At 72.7% G+C, this 16,857-nt stretch carries 14 protein-coding genes; 10 read left to right on the top strand and 4 right to left on the bottom strand.

Annotated elements, in window-relative coordinates; genetic code table 11:
• Positions 1-21: 21 nt before the first annotated feature.
• The 4 genes from ACGFW6_RS36815 to ACGFW6_RS36800 all read left to right on the top strand — a co-directional run bounded on the left by ACGFW6_RS36815 (position 22) and on the right by ACGFW6_RS36800 (position 6,891).
• Positions 22-495: a carboxymuconolactone decarboxylase family protein gene (locus ACGFW6_RS36815; RefSeq protein ID WP_393520177.1), complete on the top strand. Its 474-nt coding sequence runs from the start codon at positions 22-24 to the stop codon at positions 493-495.
• Positions 496-529: 34 nt separating this feature from the next.
• Positions 530-1,453, top strand: coding sequence for an RNA polymerase sigma-70 factor (locus tag ACGFW6_RS36810; RefSeq protein WP_393520175.1), 924 nt, complete (start codon positions 530-532; stop codon positions 1,451-1,453).
• Positions 1,454-1,837: 384 nt separating this feature from the next.
• Positions 1,838-5,869 (top strand): AAA family ATPase, encoded by a 4,032-nt coding sequence (locus tag ACGFW6_RS36805; RefSeq protein ID WP_393520172.1) that lies wholly within the window; start codon positions 1,838-1,840, stop codon positions 5,867-5,869.
• A 200-nt stretch (positions 5,870-6,069) separates the two neighbouring features.
• Entirely contained in the window at positions 6,070-6,891 is an 822-nt protein-coding gene (locus ACGFW6_RS36800; RefSeq protein WP_393520169.1) for a glycosyltransferase family 2 protein, read from the top strand.
• On the opposite strand, the gene ACGFW6_RS36795 is transcribed toward ACGFW6_RS36800, so the two are convergent.
• From ACGFW6_RS36795 to ACGFW6_RS36780, 4 genes are all read right to left on the bottom strand, one after another.
• Positions 6,881-7,069 (bottom strand): ferredoxin, encoded by a 189-nt coding sequence (locus ACGFW6_RS36795; protein WP_393520331.1) that lies wholly within the window; start codon positions 7,067-7,069, stop codon positions 6,881-6,883. The genes ACGFW6_RS36800 and ACGFW6_RS36795 overlap by 11 nt on opposite strands.
• Before the next feature lie 91 nt (positions 7,070-7,160).
• The gene (locus ACGFW6_RS36790) at positions 7,161-8,381 is read right to left on the bottom strand and encodes an amidohydrolase family protein (protein WP_393520166.1); all 1,221 of its coding nucleotides are present in this window, start codon (positions 8,379-8,381) and stop codon (positions 7,161-7,163) included.
• Between the two features lie 142 nt (positions 8,382-8,523).
• A complete protein-coding gene (locus tag ACGFW6_RS36785) occupies positions 8,524-9,276 on the bottom strand; it encodes a TIGR03943 family putative permease subunit (protein ID WP_393520164.1) in 753 nt (250 codons plus the stop codon).
• The gene (locus ACGFW6_RS36780) at positions 9,273-10,328 is read right to left on the bottom strand and encodes a permease (protein WP_393520161.1); all 1,056 of its coding nucleotides are present in this window, start codon (positions 10,326-10,328) and stop codon (positions 9,273-9,275) included. The genes ACGFW6_RS36785 and ACGFW6_RS36780 overlap by 4 nt, the downstream gene beginning before the upstream one ends.
• A gap of 194 nt (positions 10,329-10,522) precedes the next feature.
• On the opposite strand from ACGFW6_RS36780, the gene ACGFW6_RS36775 reads away from it, so the two are divergent.
• From ACGFW6_RS36775 to ACGFW6_RS36750, 6 genes are all read left to right on the top strand, one after another.
• The gene (locus ACGFW6_RS36775; RefSeq protein ID WP_393520158.1) at positions 10,523-12,442 is read left to right on the top strand and encodes an NAD-binding protein; all 1,920 of its coding nucleotides are present in this window, start codon (positions 10,523-10,525) and stop codon (positions 12,440-12,442) included.
• 33 nt (positions 12,443-12,475) lie between these two features.
• Positions 12,476-12,706: an anti-sigma factor family protein gene (locus ACGFW6_RS36770; RefSeq protein WP_393520155.1), complete on the top strand. Its 231-nt coding sequence runs from the start codon at positions 12,476-12,478 to the stop codon at positions 12,704-12,706.
• Between the two features lie 135 nt (positions 12,707-12,841).
• On the top strand, positions 12,842-13,513 hold the full coding sequence (locus ACGFW6_RS36765) for an RNA polymerase sigma factor (protein ID WP_393520152.1): 672 nt from the start codon (positions 12,842-12,844) through the stop codon (positions 13,511-13,513).
• Positions 13,510-13,740, top strand: coding sequence for an anti-sigma factor family protein (locus ACGFW6_RS36760; RefSeq protein ID WP_393520149.1), 231 nt, complete (start codon positions 13,510-13,512; stop codon positions 13,738-13,740). The genes ACGFW6_RS36765 and ACGFW6_RS36760 overlap by 4 nt, the downstream gene beginning before the upstream one ends.
• Before the next feature lie 83 nt (positions 13,741-13,823).
• Positions 13,824-15,458, top strand: coding sequence for an NAD(P)/FAD-dependent oxidoreductase (locus ACGFW6_RS36755; protein WP_393520146.1), 1,635 nt, complete (start codon positions 13,824-13,826; stop codon positions 15,456-15,458).
• Positions 15,451-16,815, top strand: coding sequence for a hypothetical protein (locus ACGFW6_RS36750; protein ID WP_393520143.1), 1,365 nt, complete (start codon positions 15,451-15,453; stop codon positions 16,813-16,815). Before ACGFW6_RS36755 ends, ACGFW6_RS36750 begins: the two co-directional genes overlap by 8 nt.
• Positions 16,816-16,857: the final 42 nt, after the last annotated feature.

Genomic DNA, 16,857 nt, shown 5'->3' with positions numbered 1-16,857 from the left:
ACGACAGCCAAGGGAGCACCCATGGACGCGCGACTGGACTTCTTCGCCAACCCGATCACCGGCAAGGCCCTCCGGCACGTCATGTCGGCGGGCAAGGTGGTCAAGGACTCGGCCCTGCCGGCCACGACCCAGGAGCTGGTGTCCCTGCGGGTGAGCCAGATCAACGGGTGCGCGGTCTGCGTGGACATGCACACCAAGGAGGCCGCCGCGGCCGGCGAGAGCTCGGTACGGCTGCACCTGGTGGCGGCGTGGCGGGAGGCCACCGTCTTCAGCGAGGCCGAGCGGGCCGCGCTGGAGCTGGCGGAGGCCGGGACCCGGGTCGCGGACGGGGCGGGCGGGGTCGCCGACGCGGTGTGGGAGAACGCCGCCCGGCACTATGACGAGGAACAACTGGGCGCGCTGCTGATGCTGATCTCGTTCATGAACCTGGCGAACCGGCTGAACGTCATGACCCGGCAGCCGGCCGGCGCCTACGAGGTCGGGCAGTTCCACTGACCGTTGCGGACAGCGGCGGCACGAGGGGGTCTTCATGAGCAAGGTCGAGGAGTTCGAGGCGCTGCGTCCCCTGCTGTTCTCGATCGCCTACCGGATCCTGGGCAGCGTGGGCGAGGCCGAGGACGCGGTGCAGGAGACCTGGCTGCGCTTCGACGCCTCCTCGGCCCGGCCCGTCTCGACGAAGTCGTACCTGTCGGCCGCGGTGACGCGGATCTCGATCGACGTGCTGCGTTCGGCGCGGGTGCGGCGGGAGGAGTACACCGGGCCGTGGTTCCCGGAGCCGCTGCTCAGTGACCCGTACCAGGATCCGGCGCGTGCGGTGGAGCTGGCCGACTCGGTGTCGATGGCCGCGCTGCTGCTGCTGGAGCGGCTCAGTCCGCTGGAGCGTGCGGTGTTCGTGCTGCGGGAGGTCTTCGGCTTCGGGTTCGACGAGATCGCCACGGCGGTGGGCCGGTCGGAGGCGGCGTGCCGTCAGCTGGTGGTCCGGGCCCGGCGGCACATGGAGGCCGGCCGGCCCAGGTTCGCGGCCGGCCGGCAGGAGCGGCGGGAGCTGGCGAGCCGGTTCTTCGACGCGCTGAAGGACGGTGACGTGGGCGCGCTGCGGGATCTGCTGGCCGCCGATGTGCAGCTCGTCGGGGACGGCGGCGGCAAGGCCCCGCAGCTGGCCCGGGCGGTGGCCGGTGCGGAGAACGTGGCGCGGCTGCTCGCCTCCGTCGTCCCGCGGCTGGCCCGGGTCGAGGTGTCCTTCGAGCGGCGCGAGATCAACGGCCAGGAGGGCGCCGTCTACCGGGACCGGGACGGCAGGGTGCTGCAGACCCTGGTGCTCGATGTGCTCGACGGGCGGATCCAGACGATCCGTACGGTGCTCAACCCCGACAAGCTGGGGCACATGGGTCCGGTGGCCGACGCGTGGGCCATCACCCGCGAGCTGCGGCGGGCACCTCGGCAGGACATCTGACCGCATCGTCCGGCACCGGTCCCTCCCCTCGTGGGGACCGGTGCCGAACGGCGGGGCGGCGTCGATCCGTCACCTGCCGGCCGGGTGGGCCGACGGGTCAGAGCGGATCGAGCAGGACCTGGGTGGCGCGACGTGCTTGCGGCGGCTGCGGAAGTTGATCCGGTGAAAGGTGTCCGAGAACATGCGGCGCCATGAGTGGTGTCTCCGAGCTCCGGGCTGGTGGCCTGCCTGAGCGACGCGCGGGAGGTGCTTACTTGCGTCGTGATCCTGCCAGTCGAGGGTGCCGGGGAGGAGGTTCCGGTCTCCGGAGACCGCATTAACCGCAGGTCAGCCGTATAAGGTGAGTTTTCCGGTCCGGATGCCCAGGTGCGGCTGAGTAAAGGAGTGCTGGCCTTGAGTTCCGACTCGTCGGCGCGCACAGCCTTCGCGGAACGGCTCGCGCTGCTCTACAAGGAGGCCGGCAACCCGCCCCTGAAGAGCGTGGCCGATGCGGTCGTCCGGCTCCAGCGGGTCGACGAGCGGGGACGGCCCGTACGGGTCTCCGCACAGCGGATCAGTGACTGGCGCCGGGCCCGGAACGTACCCGCCCAGTTCGCCGCCCTGTCCGCGGTCCTGCACGTACTGATCCCCCAGGCGCGGCGCGAGCGGCCCGCACCTGTCTCCGCCGGACTCTACGACCTCGGCCAGTGGCAGCGGCTGTGGGAGCGGGCGACGGCCGGGGAAGAGGAGGAGCAGACTCCGGTCGAGCTGCCCGCGATGTCCGGCGGTGTGTGCCCGTACCGGGGGCTCGCCTCCTACCGGCAGGAGCACGCCAGCTGGTTCTTCGGCCGGGAGCGCAGCACCGAGGCCCTGGTCGCCCAGCTGCGGGCGGTGGAGAAGAGCGGCGGCCTGCTCATGCTGGTCGGTGCCTCGGGCGCCGGGAAGTCCTCCCTGCTCAACGCCGGCCTGGTGCCCGCCCTGCGTGAGGGAGCGCTCGGCGGCGCTCACGCCGGGGGCGGCTCGGTCGTCCAGCTGGTGCCGGGCGGCGATCCGCTCGCCGAGCTGTGCCGCCGGATACCGGAACTGGCCGACGTCGTCGCTTCGGCGGGCCCGGACCGGACCCTGCACGCGGACGGCCGGGACGGCGGCCCGGAGGACTCCGACGAGGCCGACGCCCGGGAGCCCTGCGCCGGCTTCGTGCGCGCCGCCCGCGAGGCTGTCGCCGCATGGGCCCGCCGCGAGGCTTCCGCCACCGCCCCTCCGGTCCTGATCGTCGATCAGTTCGAGGAGACCTTCACCCTCTGCCCCGACGAGTCCGACCGCCGTACCTTCGTCCAGATCCTCCAGGCCGCCTGCACCCCCGCCGCGGAGGGTGACCCGCCGCCCGCCCTCGTCGTCCTCGGCATCCGCGCCGACTTCTACGAGCAGTGCCTCGCCCACCCGGAGCTGGCCGACGCCCTCCAGCACCGGCACATGGTGCTCGGGCCGCTGACCACCCCGGAGCTGCGGGAGGCGGTGACGGGGCCGGCGAAGGCGGTCGGGCTGGAGCTGGAGCCGGGCCTCGCCGAGCTGATCGTGCGGGAGGTCAGCGCGGACGGGGCGCGCGGGACGCATGACGCGGGCGCGCTGCCGCTGCTGTCGCACGCCCTGCTCGCCACCTGGCAGCGGCGCAAGGGGGGCCGGCTGACGGTCGCCGGGTACCGCGCCGCGGGCGGTATCCAGGGCGCGGTCGCCGCCACCGCCGAACGTGCCTGGTCCGGCCTGGACCCGGCGGCCCGCACGGCCGCCCGGCTGCTGCTGCTCAGGCTGGTCCGGCTCGGCGAGGACACCCAGACGACCCGGCGCCGCGGCACGCGACGCCAGCTCGCGGCGGAGTCCACGAACCCGGGCAAGACGGAGGAGTCCCTCGAGGCACTGGTGCGCGCCCGGCTGGTGACGCTGGACGCGGAGACCGTGGAGATCACCCACGAGGCGCTGCTGCACGCCTGGCCCCGGCTGCGGGACTGGATCGACGAGGACCGGCAGGGCAATCTGCTGCGCCAGCGCCTGGAGGAGGACGGCCGGGCCTGGGAGGCGTCCGACCGGGACGCGGCGCTGCTGTACCGGGGCTCCCGGCTGGAGCAGGCGCGTGGCTGGGCGCGGTCGGCCGGGGACACCTTCCTCACGCGCGGCGCCGTGGAGTTCCTGGCCGCCTCGGTCCGGCTGCGCCGGCGCACCGTGTGGATACTGCGCAGCGCGGTCGCGGCGCTGGTCGCGCTGGCGATGCTGGCCGTCGGCGCGGCGGTGGTCGCCTGGCAGCAGCGCGACGACGCCATGTTCGCGCAGGTGCTCGCGGAGGCCGACCGCTTCCAGTACACCGACCCCTCGCTGTCCGCCCAGCTCGACCTGGTGGCGCACCGGCTGCGGCCCGGCGACGAGGACACCACCACCCGGCTGATCTCCATCGTGAACGCCCCACTGGCCACGCCCCTGCGCGGCCACACCGGCGCCGTCTACCTCACCTCCTTCAGCCCCGACGGACGGCTCCTGGCCACCGCCAGCTACGACCGGACCGTACGGCTGTGGGACGTCTCCGACCGGGACCGCCCGAGGCCCCTCGGCAAGCCCCTGACCGGGCACCGGAGCTGGGTGAGCAGCGCGGTCTTCAGTCCTGACGGGCGCACCCTCGCGAGCGCCGCCGACGACGGGACGGTCCGCCTGTGGGACATGAGCCGGCCGAGCCGGCCGCGTCCCCTCGGCACGCCCCTGACCGGGCACGAGGGCACGATCTACCTGGTCGCCTTCAGTCCGGACGGCCGCACGCTCGCCTCCGTCAGCGAGGACCGGACCGTACGGCTGTGGAACGTCGCCGACCCGCGTCGGCCGAAAGCGCTCGCCACGCTCGCCGAGGCCGACGCCGCCGTGCGGTCGGTGGCGTTCAGCCCGGACGGCGACACCCTCGCGGCCGGGGGCGACGACGACACCATCCGGCTGTGGGACGTGTCGGCGCCGGACCGCCCGAAACGGCTCTCCACGCTCAGCGGCCACACCGACCTGGTGCACTCGGTCGCCTTCAGCCCGGACGGCCGCACGCTCGCCAGCGGCAGCGCGGACGACACGATCCGGTTGTGGGACGTGACCGACCGGCGCCACGGCCGCCAGCTCGGCGCGCCGCTGACCGGCCACACCGGCCCGATCTGGTCGGTCGCCTTCAGCCCGGACGGCACCACGCTCGCCGCCGCCAGCGCGGACAGCACCGCGAGCCTGTGGAACGTGAGCGACCCGGCGTACCCCTCGCAGGTCGGTGAGCCCCTCGCGGGCGCCAGCGGCGAGATGTACGCGCTCGGCTTCAGCCCCGACGGCCACACCCTGGCCACCGGCAGCGGCGACAGCAAGGTCCGGCTGTGGTCGATCCCGACGTCGGACATGATCGGCCGCAGCGGGGCGTTCCGGCCCGACGGCAAAGTGCTCGCGACGGCGGCGCGCGACGGCAGTGTGCGGTTGTGGAACGTGGCCAAGCCGGCGCGGCCGGTCCTGCTGAACACGCCCTTCATGCCGGGCGACGGCGGCCAGCGCTCCCTGGTGTTCTCCCCCGACGGACGCACCCTCGCGGTGCTGACCGGCAGCCGCGCGGTCCATCTGTGGGACATCCGCGACCCGGCCCGGCCGGTCTCGCTCGGCCCGCCCCTGACCCTGCGCACCCGGTTCATGGGCCCCGACGCGCTGGCGTTCAGCCCGGACGGCCGCACCCTGGCCACCGCCTACGACGACCGCACGCTCCGGCTGTGGAACGTCGGCGACCCCTCCCATGTCGTCCCGCTCGGGGACCCGATCCCCGGCCACACCGGATACATCAACTCCCTGGACTTCGGCCCGGACGGCCGCACGCTCGCCAGCGGCAGTGCCGACTCCACCGTGCGGCTGTGGGACGTGACGGCGCCGGACCGCCCGAAGGCGCTGGCCAGGCTCACCGGGCACACCGGGCCCGTCAACGCCCTTGACTTCACCCCGGACGGCCACACCCTGGCCAGCGGGAGCGACGACGACACCGTGCGGCTGTGGGACGTCACCGACCCCGGGGCGGCGAGCGCGCTGGGCTCCCCCCTCACCGGTCACACCGAGGCGCTCGTGTCGCTGACGTTCAGCAAGGGCGGTCGCTATCTCGCCAGCGGCGGCAACGACAACACGGTCCGGCTGTGGAACGTCTCCTCCCCGTCCGACGCCTCCGCGATCGGCCAGGCGATGAGCCCCAACGCCAAGACCGGCAACTTCCTCTCCTTCAGCCCCACCAGCCATATGCTCGGCGTCTCCAGCGGCACCGACACCGTCCGGCTGTGGAACCTGGACGTGGACCAGGCCATCAGCCGCGTCTGCTCGACGACCCGGGGCGTGCTGACCCGGGACCGGTGGGACGAGTACCTGCCCCGGCTGTCGTACGAACCGCCCTGTCCGCGCTAGTCCGGAGCGCTCAGTGACCGCGCTGCGACGCAAGTGATGCAGAACGGGCTCCGCGGACAGCGGTTTCCGTGATCCCGATCACAACGCATCCTCACAGCCGATGAGGCGGCTCCCGTGAGGCAGGCAGCCTTGTTACTGTTGGCCCCAGCCCGATCGCTGGTGCATCCCCCGTCGCCAGCGATCGGGTCTTCTCATGTCCGATGCCGTCCGACGCCGTCCGCAACGACGGGTCGCACGAGGGAAGGGTGGTGAACGCCGCCGTGTCCCGGCGCGTCATCGTCGTCACCGCTGTCCACGCCCCCTCGGCGAGGTTCCTGCCGGAGGCCCACGCGTCACTGCGCGCACAGGAGTTGCCGCCCGGCTGGGAGTGGCACTGGGTGATACAGGAGGACGGGCGCACCGACGAGGTCCGCCCCCATGTCCCCGACGACCCCCGGGTGACCTTCCGTCAGGGGCGCCCCGGCGGCCCGGGGGTGGCCCGCACCCTCGCCCTGGCGCACGCCGAGGGCGAGTACGTGAAGATCCTGGACGCCGACGACCGGCTCACCCCGGGAACGCTGGCCCGCGACCTCGCCGTACTGGAGGCGGACCGCACGGTCGGCTGGACGACCTCCCGCGCCCTGGACCTCCTGCCGGACGGCAGCACGGCCGGGTTCCCCGGCGACCCCGACGACGGGCCGATCGAACCGGGCGTCGTGCTCGACTTCTGGCAGGCCAACGACTTCCGCGCCCAGGTCCACCCGGCGACCCTGTGCGTGCGCCGGGACCTGCTGCTCGCGCTCAGCGGCTGGATGGCCCTCCCCGCGTCGGAGGACACCGGCCTGCTGCTGGCGCTCAACTCCGTGAGCCGGGGCTGGTTCTCGGCGTGCACGGGGCTGCTCTACCGCAAGTGGGAGGGCCAGGCGACGGGACAGGCCGCGCACGTCGACCCCGCCGAACGGGCCGCGCGGATGGCCGTGGTGGCCGCCAGGGCACGGGCGCTGGGCTCGTTCGGCTGGCGGTACCCGCCCGCTACTCCGTGAGGGAGATGGCCTGGGACGGGCAGTGCTCGGCGGCCTCCCGCACCCGCGGGTCGTCGCCGCCGCCCTCCCGTCCCGGCCGCACGACGCCGTAGTCGTCCACGAAGTCGAAGACCGCCGGCGCCCTGTGCGCGCACTCGGCAGAGCCGTAACAGAGGTTCGGGTCGATGGAGACCTTCATCCGCGCTCCCGTCGTACGCACCGCGCCCTGGGCCGTCATGACTGAACTGCCCAGCCGGTGAGCCGCCCCAACCCATTGCCTCGGCCTGAACCTAGCGCTCCTGGTCAAAGGGGAGTTCGAGCATCCGGATGGCGTTTCCGCGCAGCAGCTTGTAGGCGACCTCGTCGGAGAGCCCGCCGACATGCTCCGCGGCGACCCGCTTCGTCTCCGGCCAGGTCGAGTCGACGTGCGGATAGTCGGTCTCGAAGGTCGCGTTGTCGACGCCGACGGTCTCGATCGCCTCGATGCCGTGCTTGTCCCGGAAGAAGCAGCAGAAGATCTGGCGGTAGTAGTACGTCGACGGCGGCTCGGGGATCAGGTCCTTCACGCCGCCCCACGCCCGGTGCTCCTCCCAGACGTCGTCCGCGCGCTCCAGGGCGTACGGGATCCAGCCCATCTGGCCCTCGCTGTACGCCAGTTTCAGCCGGGGGAACTTCACCAGGACCCCGGAGAAGAGGAAGTCCATCATCGACGCCATCGCGTTGTTGAAGCTGAGCGAGGCCTGCACGGCGGGCGGCGCGTCGGGGGAGGCGGCGGGCATCTGCGAGGAGGACCCGATGTGCATGTTGACGACCGTGCCGGTCTCCTCGCAGGCCGCGAAGAACGGGTCCCAGTACCCGGAGTGGATGGACGGCAGCCCGAGGTAGGTGGGGATCTCGCTGAACGTCACCGCGCGCACTCCGCGCGCCGCGTTCCGGTGGATCTCCGCGACCGCGAGGTCGATGTCCCACAGCGGGATCAGACACAGCGGGATCAGCCGGCCGCCGCTGTCGCCGCACCACTCCTCGACCATCCAGTCGTTGTAGGCGCGCACGCAGGCGAGCCCGACCTCCTTGTCCTTGGCCTCCGCGAAGGTCTGGCCGCAGAAGCGCGGGAAGGTCGGGAAGCAGAGGGATGCCTCGACATGGTTGATGTCCATGTCCGCCAGCCGGGCCTTGGGATCCCAGCAGCCGCGCCGCATCTGCTCGCGGGTGATCCCGTCGAGCGTCATCTCGTCCCGGGAGAAGCCGACGGCCGCGATGATGCGCTTGTAGGGGAAGAGGTCGCCCTCGTACTCCCACCAGTCGGTGAGCTGGCCGTCCGGGTCCGTGGTGAACCGGTACTTCCCGCCGATGTACTCGAGTTCACCGATCCCGGCGGTGAGGGGCTTCGGACCCCGGTCCCGGTACTTGGCCGGGAGCCAGGTCTCGAAGAGATGCGCGGGCTCGATCACATGATCGTCCACGCTGATGACCTTGGGCAGGTCCTTGGTGCCGCTCTCGGTACTGGCCACGCCATGCCTCCCGAATCTGACGACCCATCAGATTCAGGGTAGGGGTCGGCCCGGGGGGCGGCAAGAGAGGACACCACGGGGAGCCCGGTCGCCCGGGCCCGGGAGAAGGCGGCCCTTCGGGAGCCGTCGCGGCCAACGCTCGTCAGCCGTTCCAGCTCTCGTCGTACGGGTCCGTCGGCTCCGCCACCGGCTTCGCCTGCGTGACCTCGATGAACGGGATCGGGCCGCCGTTGACCGGGTCCTTCGCGCGGCGCGGGGTGTAGGTGCCGGTGACCCTGAGCCAGGTGTCCGGCTGGAGGACCGGCGGGACCTCGCCGGTCAGGGCGACCTTGACCGGCTGGGCGTCGGCGGCACAGCAGTTGAGGGCCATGCGGACCAGGTAGGGGGTGCCGTCGCGGTCCAGGGCCAGGAAGCCGGTGAGCTCGACGCGGCGGCCGCGCAGGGTACGGCCGTGGTCGTAGACGGCGCGGCCCGCGTAGTCGACGACCGCCAGGGGCAGCGGGTCGGCCGCCGGGAGGTCGGGGTAGGCGAGCGGTTCCTGCAGGGCCGTGCCGGTGCGGGTCGCGCTGTAGGAGCCGAGGGCGGGCGGGGCGACCAGGATCAGCGCGAGGAGGGGGAGGATCAGAAGCCAGGAGACGCGGGGTTCGGGGTGGGTGTGCTCGCCGTGGAGGTCCTCGGCGTCGGGGTGTTCGTCGTGGGCCCGCTTGCGGCTCCGGGACCGCTTGAGCTCGTAGAAGACCGTCGCCACCGCCGCCGCGATCAGCACCGCCCCGGCCAGCAGCACCAGCGGGCGCAGGCCCTGTTTGACGTAGCGCAGGTAGAGGTCGGTGGTGCCGGCGTGCAGCAGGGACGCGCCCAGCAGGAACAGGACCGCCGACTGGGCCTGACGGTTCACAGGATCACCCATCCCGTCAGCACCGACACGAGCACGGCCAGCGCGAAGGTGGCCGGGGCGAAGCGCAGCGCGAAGGAGCGGCCGAAGGTGCCCGCCTGCATCGCGAAGAGCTTGAGGTCGATCATCGGGCCCACCACCAGGAACGTCAGGCGGGCCGTGAGGGAGAACTGCGACAGCGAAGCCGCCACGAACGCGTCCGCCTCCGAGCAGATCGACAGCACCACGGCGAGGACCGCCAGCGCGAGTACGGCCGCCACCGGGTTGTCGGCCGCCGCGCGCAGCCAGCTCTCCGGGGCCACCGCCTTCAGGGTCGCCGCCGCCATCGCGCCGACCACCAGGAAGCCGCCCGCGTGCATCACGTCGTGCCGGACCGAGCCCCAGAACGCCTCGCCCCTGCTCTGGCCGTCGTGGGTCGGGCGGGACGGGGGCCGCAGCCAGTCGGTACGCCCCAGACGCAGCCACAGCCAGCCCATCGCGCAGGCCACCAGCAGACTCGCGACCAGGCGGGCGAGGACCATCTCCGGGTTGCCGGGGAAGGCGACCGCCGTCGCCGTCAGCACGATCGGGTTGATCGCGGGGGCGGACAGCAGGAACGTCAGCGCCGCCGCCGGGGTGACACCGCGCCGGACCAGCGCCCCGGCCACCGGCACCGACGCGCACTCGCAGCCCGGCAGCACCGCGCCCGCCGCTCCGGCGACCGGGACGGCGAGGGCGGGGCGGGACGGCAGGGCGCGGGCGAAGAAGGACGGCGGCACGAACACCGCGATGGCCGCCGAGAGCAGTACGCCGAGGACCAGGAAGGGCAGCGCCTGCACCATCACCGCGACGAACACCGTGGTCCAGCTCTGCATGACCGGCGCGGCGAGGGCGCCCCGGATCGGCCCCTGGAGCAGGACCAGCACGAGCATGACGATGGTCAGCAGGAGCGGGGAGTTGAGGTGCCGGCCCTCTTCCTGCGGCTTCGACGACGCGCCGGGCCGACCCGATTCCCTCGGTGGCGCCGGGTGCCCGCGGTCGTCGGTCCGCGGTGGGACGGGCTTGGTGATCGCCACGGGCGAGGTACCTCCGGTGGTGCGGAAGGGCACCGGTCCCGGCGCCGGTTCCCCTCCCCTCTCCTACGGCCGCGGGGGGCGGTGCGTTCACCACGGACCGGAGCGCTTCTGGAACCACCCGTCACCTTGAGGCACTCTTTTCCCTTGTGGGGAGCGTTCCGAATCAGGGCCTGGGGAATGACACCGTCGCGCACATGGTCGTGTGCGGCGACGACGGACTGGCGCACCGGCTGGCCGCCGAGTTACGCGGGGTGTACGGCGAACAGGTCACGCTCGTCGTGCCACCCTCCGAACGCACCGTGCGCCCACCCGTCGTGGGCCGCGCCCGTGCGGCATCGGCGGCGCTGCTGGACCGGGTGGTGAACGCGGCCGTGGGCCGTGCGGGCGGCGCCGCCGGGGCCGGCGAACCGGCGGGCAGCGTACGGGTGGTGGAGGCGGCCGAGGCGACGGAGGCCGTGCTCGCCGACGCCGGCGTGGAACGCGCCGACGCGCTCGCCCTCGTCCATGACGACGACGAGACCAACATCCGCGCCGCCCTCACCGCCCGACGCCTCAACCCCCGCCTCCGGCTCGTCCTGCGGCTGTACAACCGCCGGTTGGGCCAGCACATCGAGGAACTCCTCGACCAGGCCGCCACGTTGGCGACGGGCGCGGGCGATGCCGGACTCGACGCCTCCACCACCGTGCTGTCCGACGCCGACACCGCCGCCCCCGCGCTGGCCGCCGCCGCGGTCGCCGGCACCACGAAGGTCGTCCAGACCGACGGCCTGTTGCTGCGCGCGGTCGAGCGCCCGCCCCTGCGCCCGGGTCAGACACCGCCCGCCGGGCTGATCACGCTGGCCCTGCTGTCCGTGAACGGCCACGAGCCGGGCGCCGGCGACGGGTCGGAGGGCGGCGAGCAGACCCCGCTGCTGCTGCCGGACGCCACGACCGTGCGGGAGGCCGGGAACCGGGGCAGGGTCGTGCTGGAGCAGGTGTCGTACGCGGGGACGTCGATGCCGTCGAGCCGAGGCGGAGGGGGCATCGTGCCGGCGTTCGGCTCGCTGTTCTCCCGGCGGCTGCGGTGGTCGCTGGCCGGGCTGGTGGGCTGTGTGGCGGCGCTGGCCGTGGCGCTGACGGTGGTGACCGGGGAGCACCCGCTCTACGCGACGTACATGACCCTCCTCGACCTCTTCGCCATCAACGAACCCGCGCTCCACCAGTCCCTGGCCCGCCAGATCCTCCAACTGCTGTCCGGGCTGACCGGACTGCTGCTGCTTCCGGTGCTGCTGGCGGCGGTGCTGGAGGCCCTCGGCACGTTCCGCACCGCGTCCGGCCTGCGCAAGCCGCCCCGGGGGCTGGGCGGGCACGTGGTCCTCCTCGGCCTGGGCAAGATCGGCACCCGGGTGCTGACCCGGCTGCGCGAACTGAACATCCCCGTGGTGTGCGTGGAGGCCGACCCCGACGCGCGCGGCCTCGCCACGGCCCGGCGGCTGCGGGTGCCGGTGGTCCTCGGGGACGTCACCCAGGAGGGCGTCCTGGAAGCCGCGAAGATCCACCGGTCGCACGCCCTTCTCGCGGTGACCAGCGCGGACACCACGAACCTGGAAGCCGCGCTGTACGCCCGTTCCGTACGGCCCGACCTGCGGGTGGTGCTGCGTCTCTACGACGACGACTTCGCCACCGCCGTCTACCGCACCCTGCGCGCCGCGCATCCGTATGCCTCCACCCGGAGCCGGAGCGTGACGCATCTGGCCGCGCCCGCGTTCGCCGGGGCGATGATGGGGCGGCAGATCCTGGGCGCCATTCCCGTCGAGCGGCGGGTGCTGCTGTTCGCCGCGGTGGACGTGGGCGGGCATCCCCAGCTGGAGGACCGGACCGTGGGGCAGGCCTTCCGGCCGGGGGCCTGGCGGGTGCTGGCCCTGGACCGCACGCCGTCGGACGAGCGCCGGGACGAGCCGGCGGCGGAGGAGTCCTACGAGGACACCCGCACGGGCGACGGGTCGTCGGGGTGGGTGTGGGACCTGCCCGAGTCCTACGTCCTGCAGAAGGAGGACCGTGTCGTGCTGGCCGCCACCCGGCAGGGACTGGCGGACCTGCTGGGGAGGCGGTCGCGGGAGCGGGCGGGAGCGTAGCCTGGGAACGGTGAGCGAGAACAGGCAGGTGTCATGAACTGCGAGGAGTTCGTCGAGCTGGTGACCGCCTTCCTCGACGGCGCCATGGACGAGCCGGCCGAGTTGCGCTGCCTCGTGCACCTGACGGAGTGCGAGGGCTGCGAGACCTACCTCGCCCAGTTCCGGCAGACGGTCGCGACGCTCGGCGAACTGCCCGCCCCGCGGCTGTCCTGCGAGGCGCGCGACCAACTGCGGGGCGCCTTCCGTGCCTTGCGGCGGGAGTGACCGATCCGCGGCCGCCCGAACGGTATGGCCGTGAATGTCCTTACCGGTGCATGAACAAACGGACCGCCGTGCCGTCCCGCCCTCCGACCTGGCCTAGGCTGAGCCTCCCAGTCGGCAGCCGGCAAGGAGAGACCAATGGCGGGCGCTCGCGAACTGCCCCCGGACGAGGTCCTGGTCCAACGGCTGCGTGACGGTGACGAGGAGACGTTCGCCCTGGTGCTGGACACCTGGTCGGGCAGCATGCTCCGGCTGGCGATGTCGTTCGTGTCCACCAAGGACTCCGCCCAGGAGACGGTCCAGGACACCTGGCTCGCGGTCATCAAGGGGATCGGCGACTTCGAGGGCCGTTCGTCCCTGAAGACCTGGGTGTACCGGATCCTGGTCAACACGGCCAAGTCACGGGGCACGAAGGAGAGCAGGACGGTTCCCTTCACCAGCCTGCTGCCGGAGGAGGAAGGGCCGACGGTGGAGGCCGACCGGTTCCGTGCCCCCGGTGAGCCGTACGCCGGGCACTGGGCCGTCGGACGGAAACCGGATCCCTGGCATCTGCCCGAGGACCACGTCCTGCGCGGAGAGGTCCGCGCAATGATCTCCGAGGCGATCGACGAGCTCCCGCCGCGGCTGCGCACGGTGATCACGTTGCGCGATGTCGCCGGGTACGGCTCGGAGGAGGTGTGCGACCTGCTGGAGATCTCGCCGGGGAACCAGCGCGTCCTCCTGCACCGGGCCAGGGCTTTGCTGCGCCGTAAGCTGGAGACGTACCTGTCCGGTGCCCATGACGTCGCGAGCGGGAGGGGACGGGCGTGAACTGCAACGAGTTCGTGGAGCTGGTGACCGAGTTCCTCGAAGGGGCCCTGCCCGAAGGGGACGAGCGGCGCTTCATCGAGCACCTGGCGGAGTGCTCCGGCTGCGAGACGTACCTGGACCAGTTCCGGCAGACGATCGCCACGACGGGCGAACTGACCCCGGACAGCATCTCGTCGGACGCCCGGCAGCAGCTGCTCACCGCTTTCCGCAACTGGCAGCGGCAGTGATCCCCGGATAACCGGCGGCCCTGCGGGCACCTTTGCCGGCGGGGGAGTTGTAACGCTCGTGCGGCCCGCTCGCACTGAGCGTCATGATTCTGCTCCGACGACTCTTCTTCGGCGTCATCGCCGCACTACCCGGTGGCGCGCTCGTGGCCGTGGTGACCAAGCCTCCATGGCTGCCGTGGGCCGCCCACACCGTGGTGCTGGGAGCCGTGCTCGGTCTCCTCCTCGGGGTCCACAGGCAGAGCAACGGCTCGGCCTTCTCCGTCGGTCTGCTCATCGGCCTGCTCGACTGGGTGGCCTGGACGCTCACCCTCTCCCCCGCCCTGGAGGGGCAGCAGCCCTCGTGGACGATCACGGTGGCCGTCGCGCACTTCCCGCAACTCGTCGGCGCCGCGCTGTTCGGCGCGATCGCCGGTCTCACCTTCCACGCGCTGTCGGCCCGGTTCCCGCCCCGGCCGGCGCCCCAGCGGGCCAGACCCCATGTGGTGATCGTCGGTGGCGGCTTCGGCGGGGTCGGCGCCGCCCGGGAACTGGACCGGCTCCTCGGCCGCGGGCTCGACGCCCATGTGACGCTGATCAGCGACTCGAACTTCCTGCTGTTCACCCCGCTCCTCGTGGGTGTCGCCTCCAGCACGGTCGAGGCACGGCATGTGAGCGCCCCGGTGCGCGCCGGGCTCGGCCACGCCTCCTTCCTGCACGGGCGGGTGGCCTCGATCGACACGCGGACCCGCAATGCCTACGTCTCCGCCGGCAAGGACGGGACGCTCCGCGTGCCCTACGACCAACTGGTCCTGGCGGTCGGCGCGGTGCCGCACTTCTTCGACCTGCCGGGAGTGGGCGAGCACGCCTTCGCGATGAAGTCCGTCGAGGACGCCACGAGGCTGCGCGACCAGGTGCTGGGCGCGCTGGAGCGGGCCGACCTCGAACCGGACCCGGCCGAGCAGGCCCGGCTGCTGACGTTCGTGGTGGCGGGCGGAGGCTTCGCCGGGACGGAGCTGGTGGCCGAACTGTTCGACCTCGTCCATGACGTACTCCACCTCTATCCGCGGTTGCACGGGCTGCGCCCCAGGTTCGTGATCGTGCACGCCGGGGAGCGGCTGCTGCCGGAGCTGTCGCCGCGGCTCGGCCTCTACGCGCAGCGCAAACTCGGCGGTCGCGGCATCGAGTTCCGTCTCGGGACGCGCGTGAGCAAGGCCACCGCCGAGGACATCACGCTCGACTCCGGTGAGACCATCCCCACCCGCACCCTGGCCTGGACGGCGGGCAACCGGCCGAACCCGCTGGTGCGGCAGGTCCTGCCGCCCGCGCTCACCGTGGAACCCACCCTGCAGGTCCCCGGCATACCCGGCCTGTGGGCCCTGGGCGACTGCGTGAAGATCCCCGATCCGGCGGGCGGGTTCCATCCGCCGACCGCACAGCACGCGATCCGCGAGGGCAAGGCGGTGGCGAAGAACGTCGCCGCGGTCCTGCGTGGTCGCCGTCCCGTCCCGTTCCGCTTCGGCGGACTCGGCGTCCTGGTCTCGCTGGGGCACCGCACCGCGGCCGGCGAGATCGGCGGACGGCGGGTCTCCGGTTTCCTCGCCTGGGTCCTGTGGCGCTCGGTGTACCTCAGCAAGCTGCCCGGCGTGGAGAAACGGCTTCGGGTGCTCGCCGACTGGACCCTCGACCTGGTCTTCCCCAGGGACATCGCCCTCTCGACCAAGGATGACCGTCATGTCTGACGCCGTAAGCGTCGTACGCACCACCGGAATCGGAGCCCTCGCCGGCCTCGCGGGAGGGCTGGTCTTCGGCGCGGTGATGGCGGAGATCGGGTATCTGCCCACCGTCGCGGCGATCGTCAGAACCGACTCGCCGGGCGTGGGCTTCGCCGTCCACCTGCTGATCGCGGCGGTCATCGGGGCCGCCTTCGGCGCCCTCGTCGCCCGCCAGCGCGAGCTGCTGTTCTGGGGACTCGCGTACGGCGTGCTGTGGTGGTTCCTCGGGCCGCTGACCCTGCTGCCGTTCCTGCTGGGAAGGTCGGTGCAGTGGGACGTGGCGGCGGCGCAGCGGCTCATCCCGAGCCTGCTGGGCCACCTTGCCTACGGTGTGGCGACGGCCGCCGTCCTCGCCCTGCTGACGCACCGGAAGCGGCAGTTCGTGCCTGGTCTGCTGGTGCGGGCGTCGGCCTCGGGGCTGCTTCTCTCCCCGGTGCTCGGGTTCGGCGGGCAAGGGCTGCTCGTCGGGCTGTTGCTCGGTGTCTCCTACGCCCTGGTCTTCGGTGACACGCGCGAGGGCGGCGGCCCCGCCCTCATCCGGGGTGCCGCCTTCGGCTTCGTGTGGTGGGGAACGGCGGCCGTCACGGTCGCGCCGCTGCTGGACGGCCGCGGCCTTCAGTGGACGCCGGAAGCGGTACGCGCCGCCGTGGACTCACTGCCCGGACACGTCCTGCTCGGCGCCGGAACGGCCCTGCTCAGCGGCTGGCTGGGCGGCCTGTCGCGGGCGGTGTTCTCCGACGACGTACGGCACGCCCAGGAGGGACGGCTCACCGGGGGACGGGTGATCTCGCTCTGGCACGGCGTGCTCGCCGGACTGGCCGGAGGCGTCCTCTTCACCGGCGTCATGGTCGCCGTGGGGTTCCTGCCGACCGTCGCCACCCTGGTCGGCTCGCGCTCACAGGCCGTGGGCCTCGTCATCCACCTGCTGATCTCCCAGGTCGTCGGTGTCTCGTACGCGGTCCTCTTCCGCCGTCGCAGCTTCGACCCGGCCTCGGGGATCGGCTGGGGTGTGTCGTACGGCTTCCTCTGGTGGGTTCTCGGCAATCTGACGCTGCTGCCCCTGCTGCTCGGGGCCGAACCCCGGTGGAGCGCCGCCGCGCTGGCCGTGTCGTTCCCCTCCCTCGTCGGCCATCTCGCCTACGGCGCCGTGCTCGGCCTGGTGTACCAGCGGCTGGAGGAGCGGGTCGCCCCCTGGCACCTGACCCGCAGTGAGGCGGCCGCGGCCCGGGCGGCGGCGCGGCACGAGCAGACGCTCGGCGCGGCCCCCGCGCTGTGGAGCCTGATCACCTGCGTCGCCCTGATCATCCCCGTCCTGGTGTCGTAGGAGGGTCCCGGCACGGCAGTGGGGCGGGTGGCCATGCCACCC

The organism is Streptomyces sp. Y7 (genome assembly GCF_043195415.1).
In the GTDB taxonomy this organism is placed as follows: domain Bacteria; phylum Actinomycetota; class Actinomycetes; order Streptomycetales; family Streptomycetaceae; genus Streptomyces.
Note: the sequence above shows the minus strand (reverse complement) of the source record. Positions and strands in the feature narration are given on the sequence as shown.

What these genes read in the sequence shown, in the direction of transcription:
- ACGFW6_RS36815 (WP_393520177.1), top strand. Translation starts at nt 22, where the DNA reads ATGGACGCGCGACTGGACTTCTTCGCCAACCCGATCACCGGCAAGGCC.
- ACGFW6_RS36810 (WP_393520175.1), top strand. Translation starts at nt 530, where the DNA reads ATGAGCAAGGTCGAGGAGTTCGAGGCGCTGCGTCCCCTGCTGTTCTCG.
- ACGFW6_RS36800 (WP_393520169.1), top strand. Translation starts at nt 6,070, where the DNA reads ATGCCGTCCGACGCCGTCCGCAACGACGGGTCGCACGAGGGAAGGGTG.
- ACGFW6_RS36795 (WP_393520331.1), bottom strand. Translation starts at nt 7,069, where the DNA reads ATGAAGGTCTCCATCGACCCGAACCTCTGTTACGGCTCTGCCGAGTGC.
- ACGFW6_RS36775 (WP_393520158.1), top strand. Translation starts at nt 10,523, where the DNA reads ATGGTCGTGTGCGGCGACGACGGACTGGCGCACCGGCTGGCCGCCGAG.
- ACGFW6_RS36770 (WP_393520155.1), top strand. Translation starts at nt 12,476, where the DNA reads ATGAACTGCGAGGAGTTCGTCGAGCTGGTGACCGCCTTCCTCGACGGC.
- ACGFW6_RS36765 (WP_393520152.1), top strand. Translation starts at nt 12,842, where the DNA reads ATGGCGGGCGCTCGCGAACTGCCCCCGGACGAGGTCCTGGTCCAACGG.
- ACGFW6_RS36755 (WP_393520146.1), top strand. Translation starts at nt 13,824, where the DNA reads ATGATTCTGCTCCGACGACTCTTCTTCGGCGTCATCGCCGCACTACCC.
- ACGFW6_RS36750 (WP_393520143.1), top strand. Translation starts at nt 15,451, where the DNA reads ATGTCTGACGCCGTAAGCGTCGTACGCACCACCGGAATCGGAGCCCTC.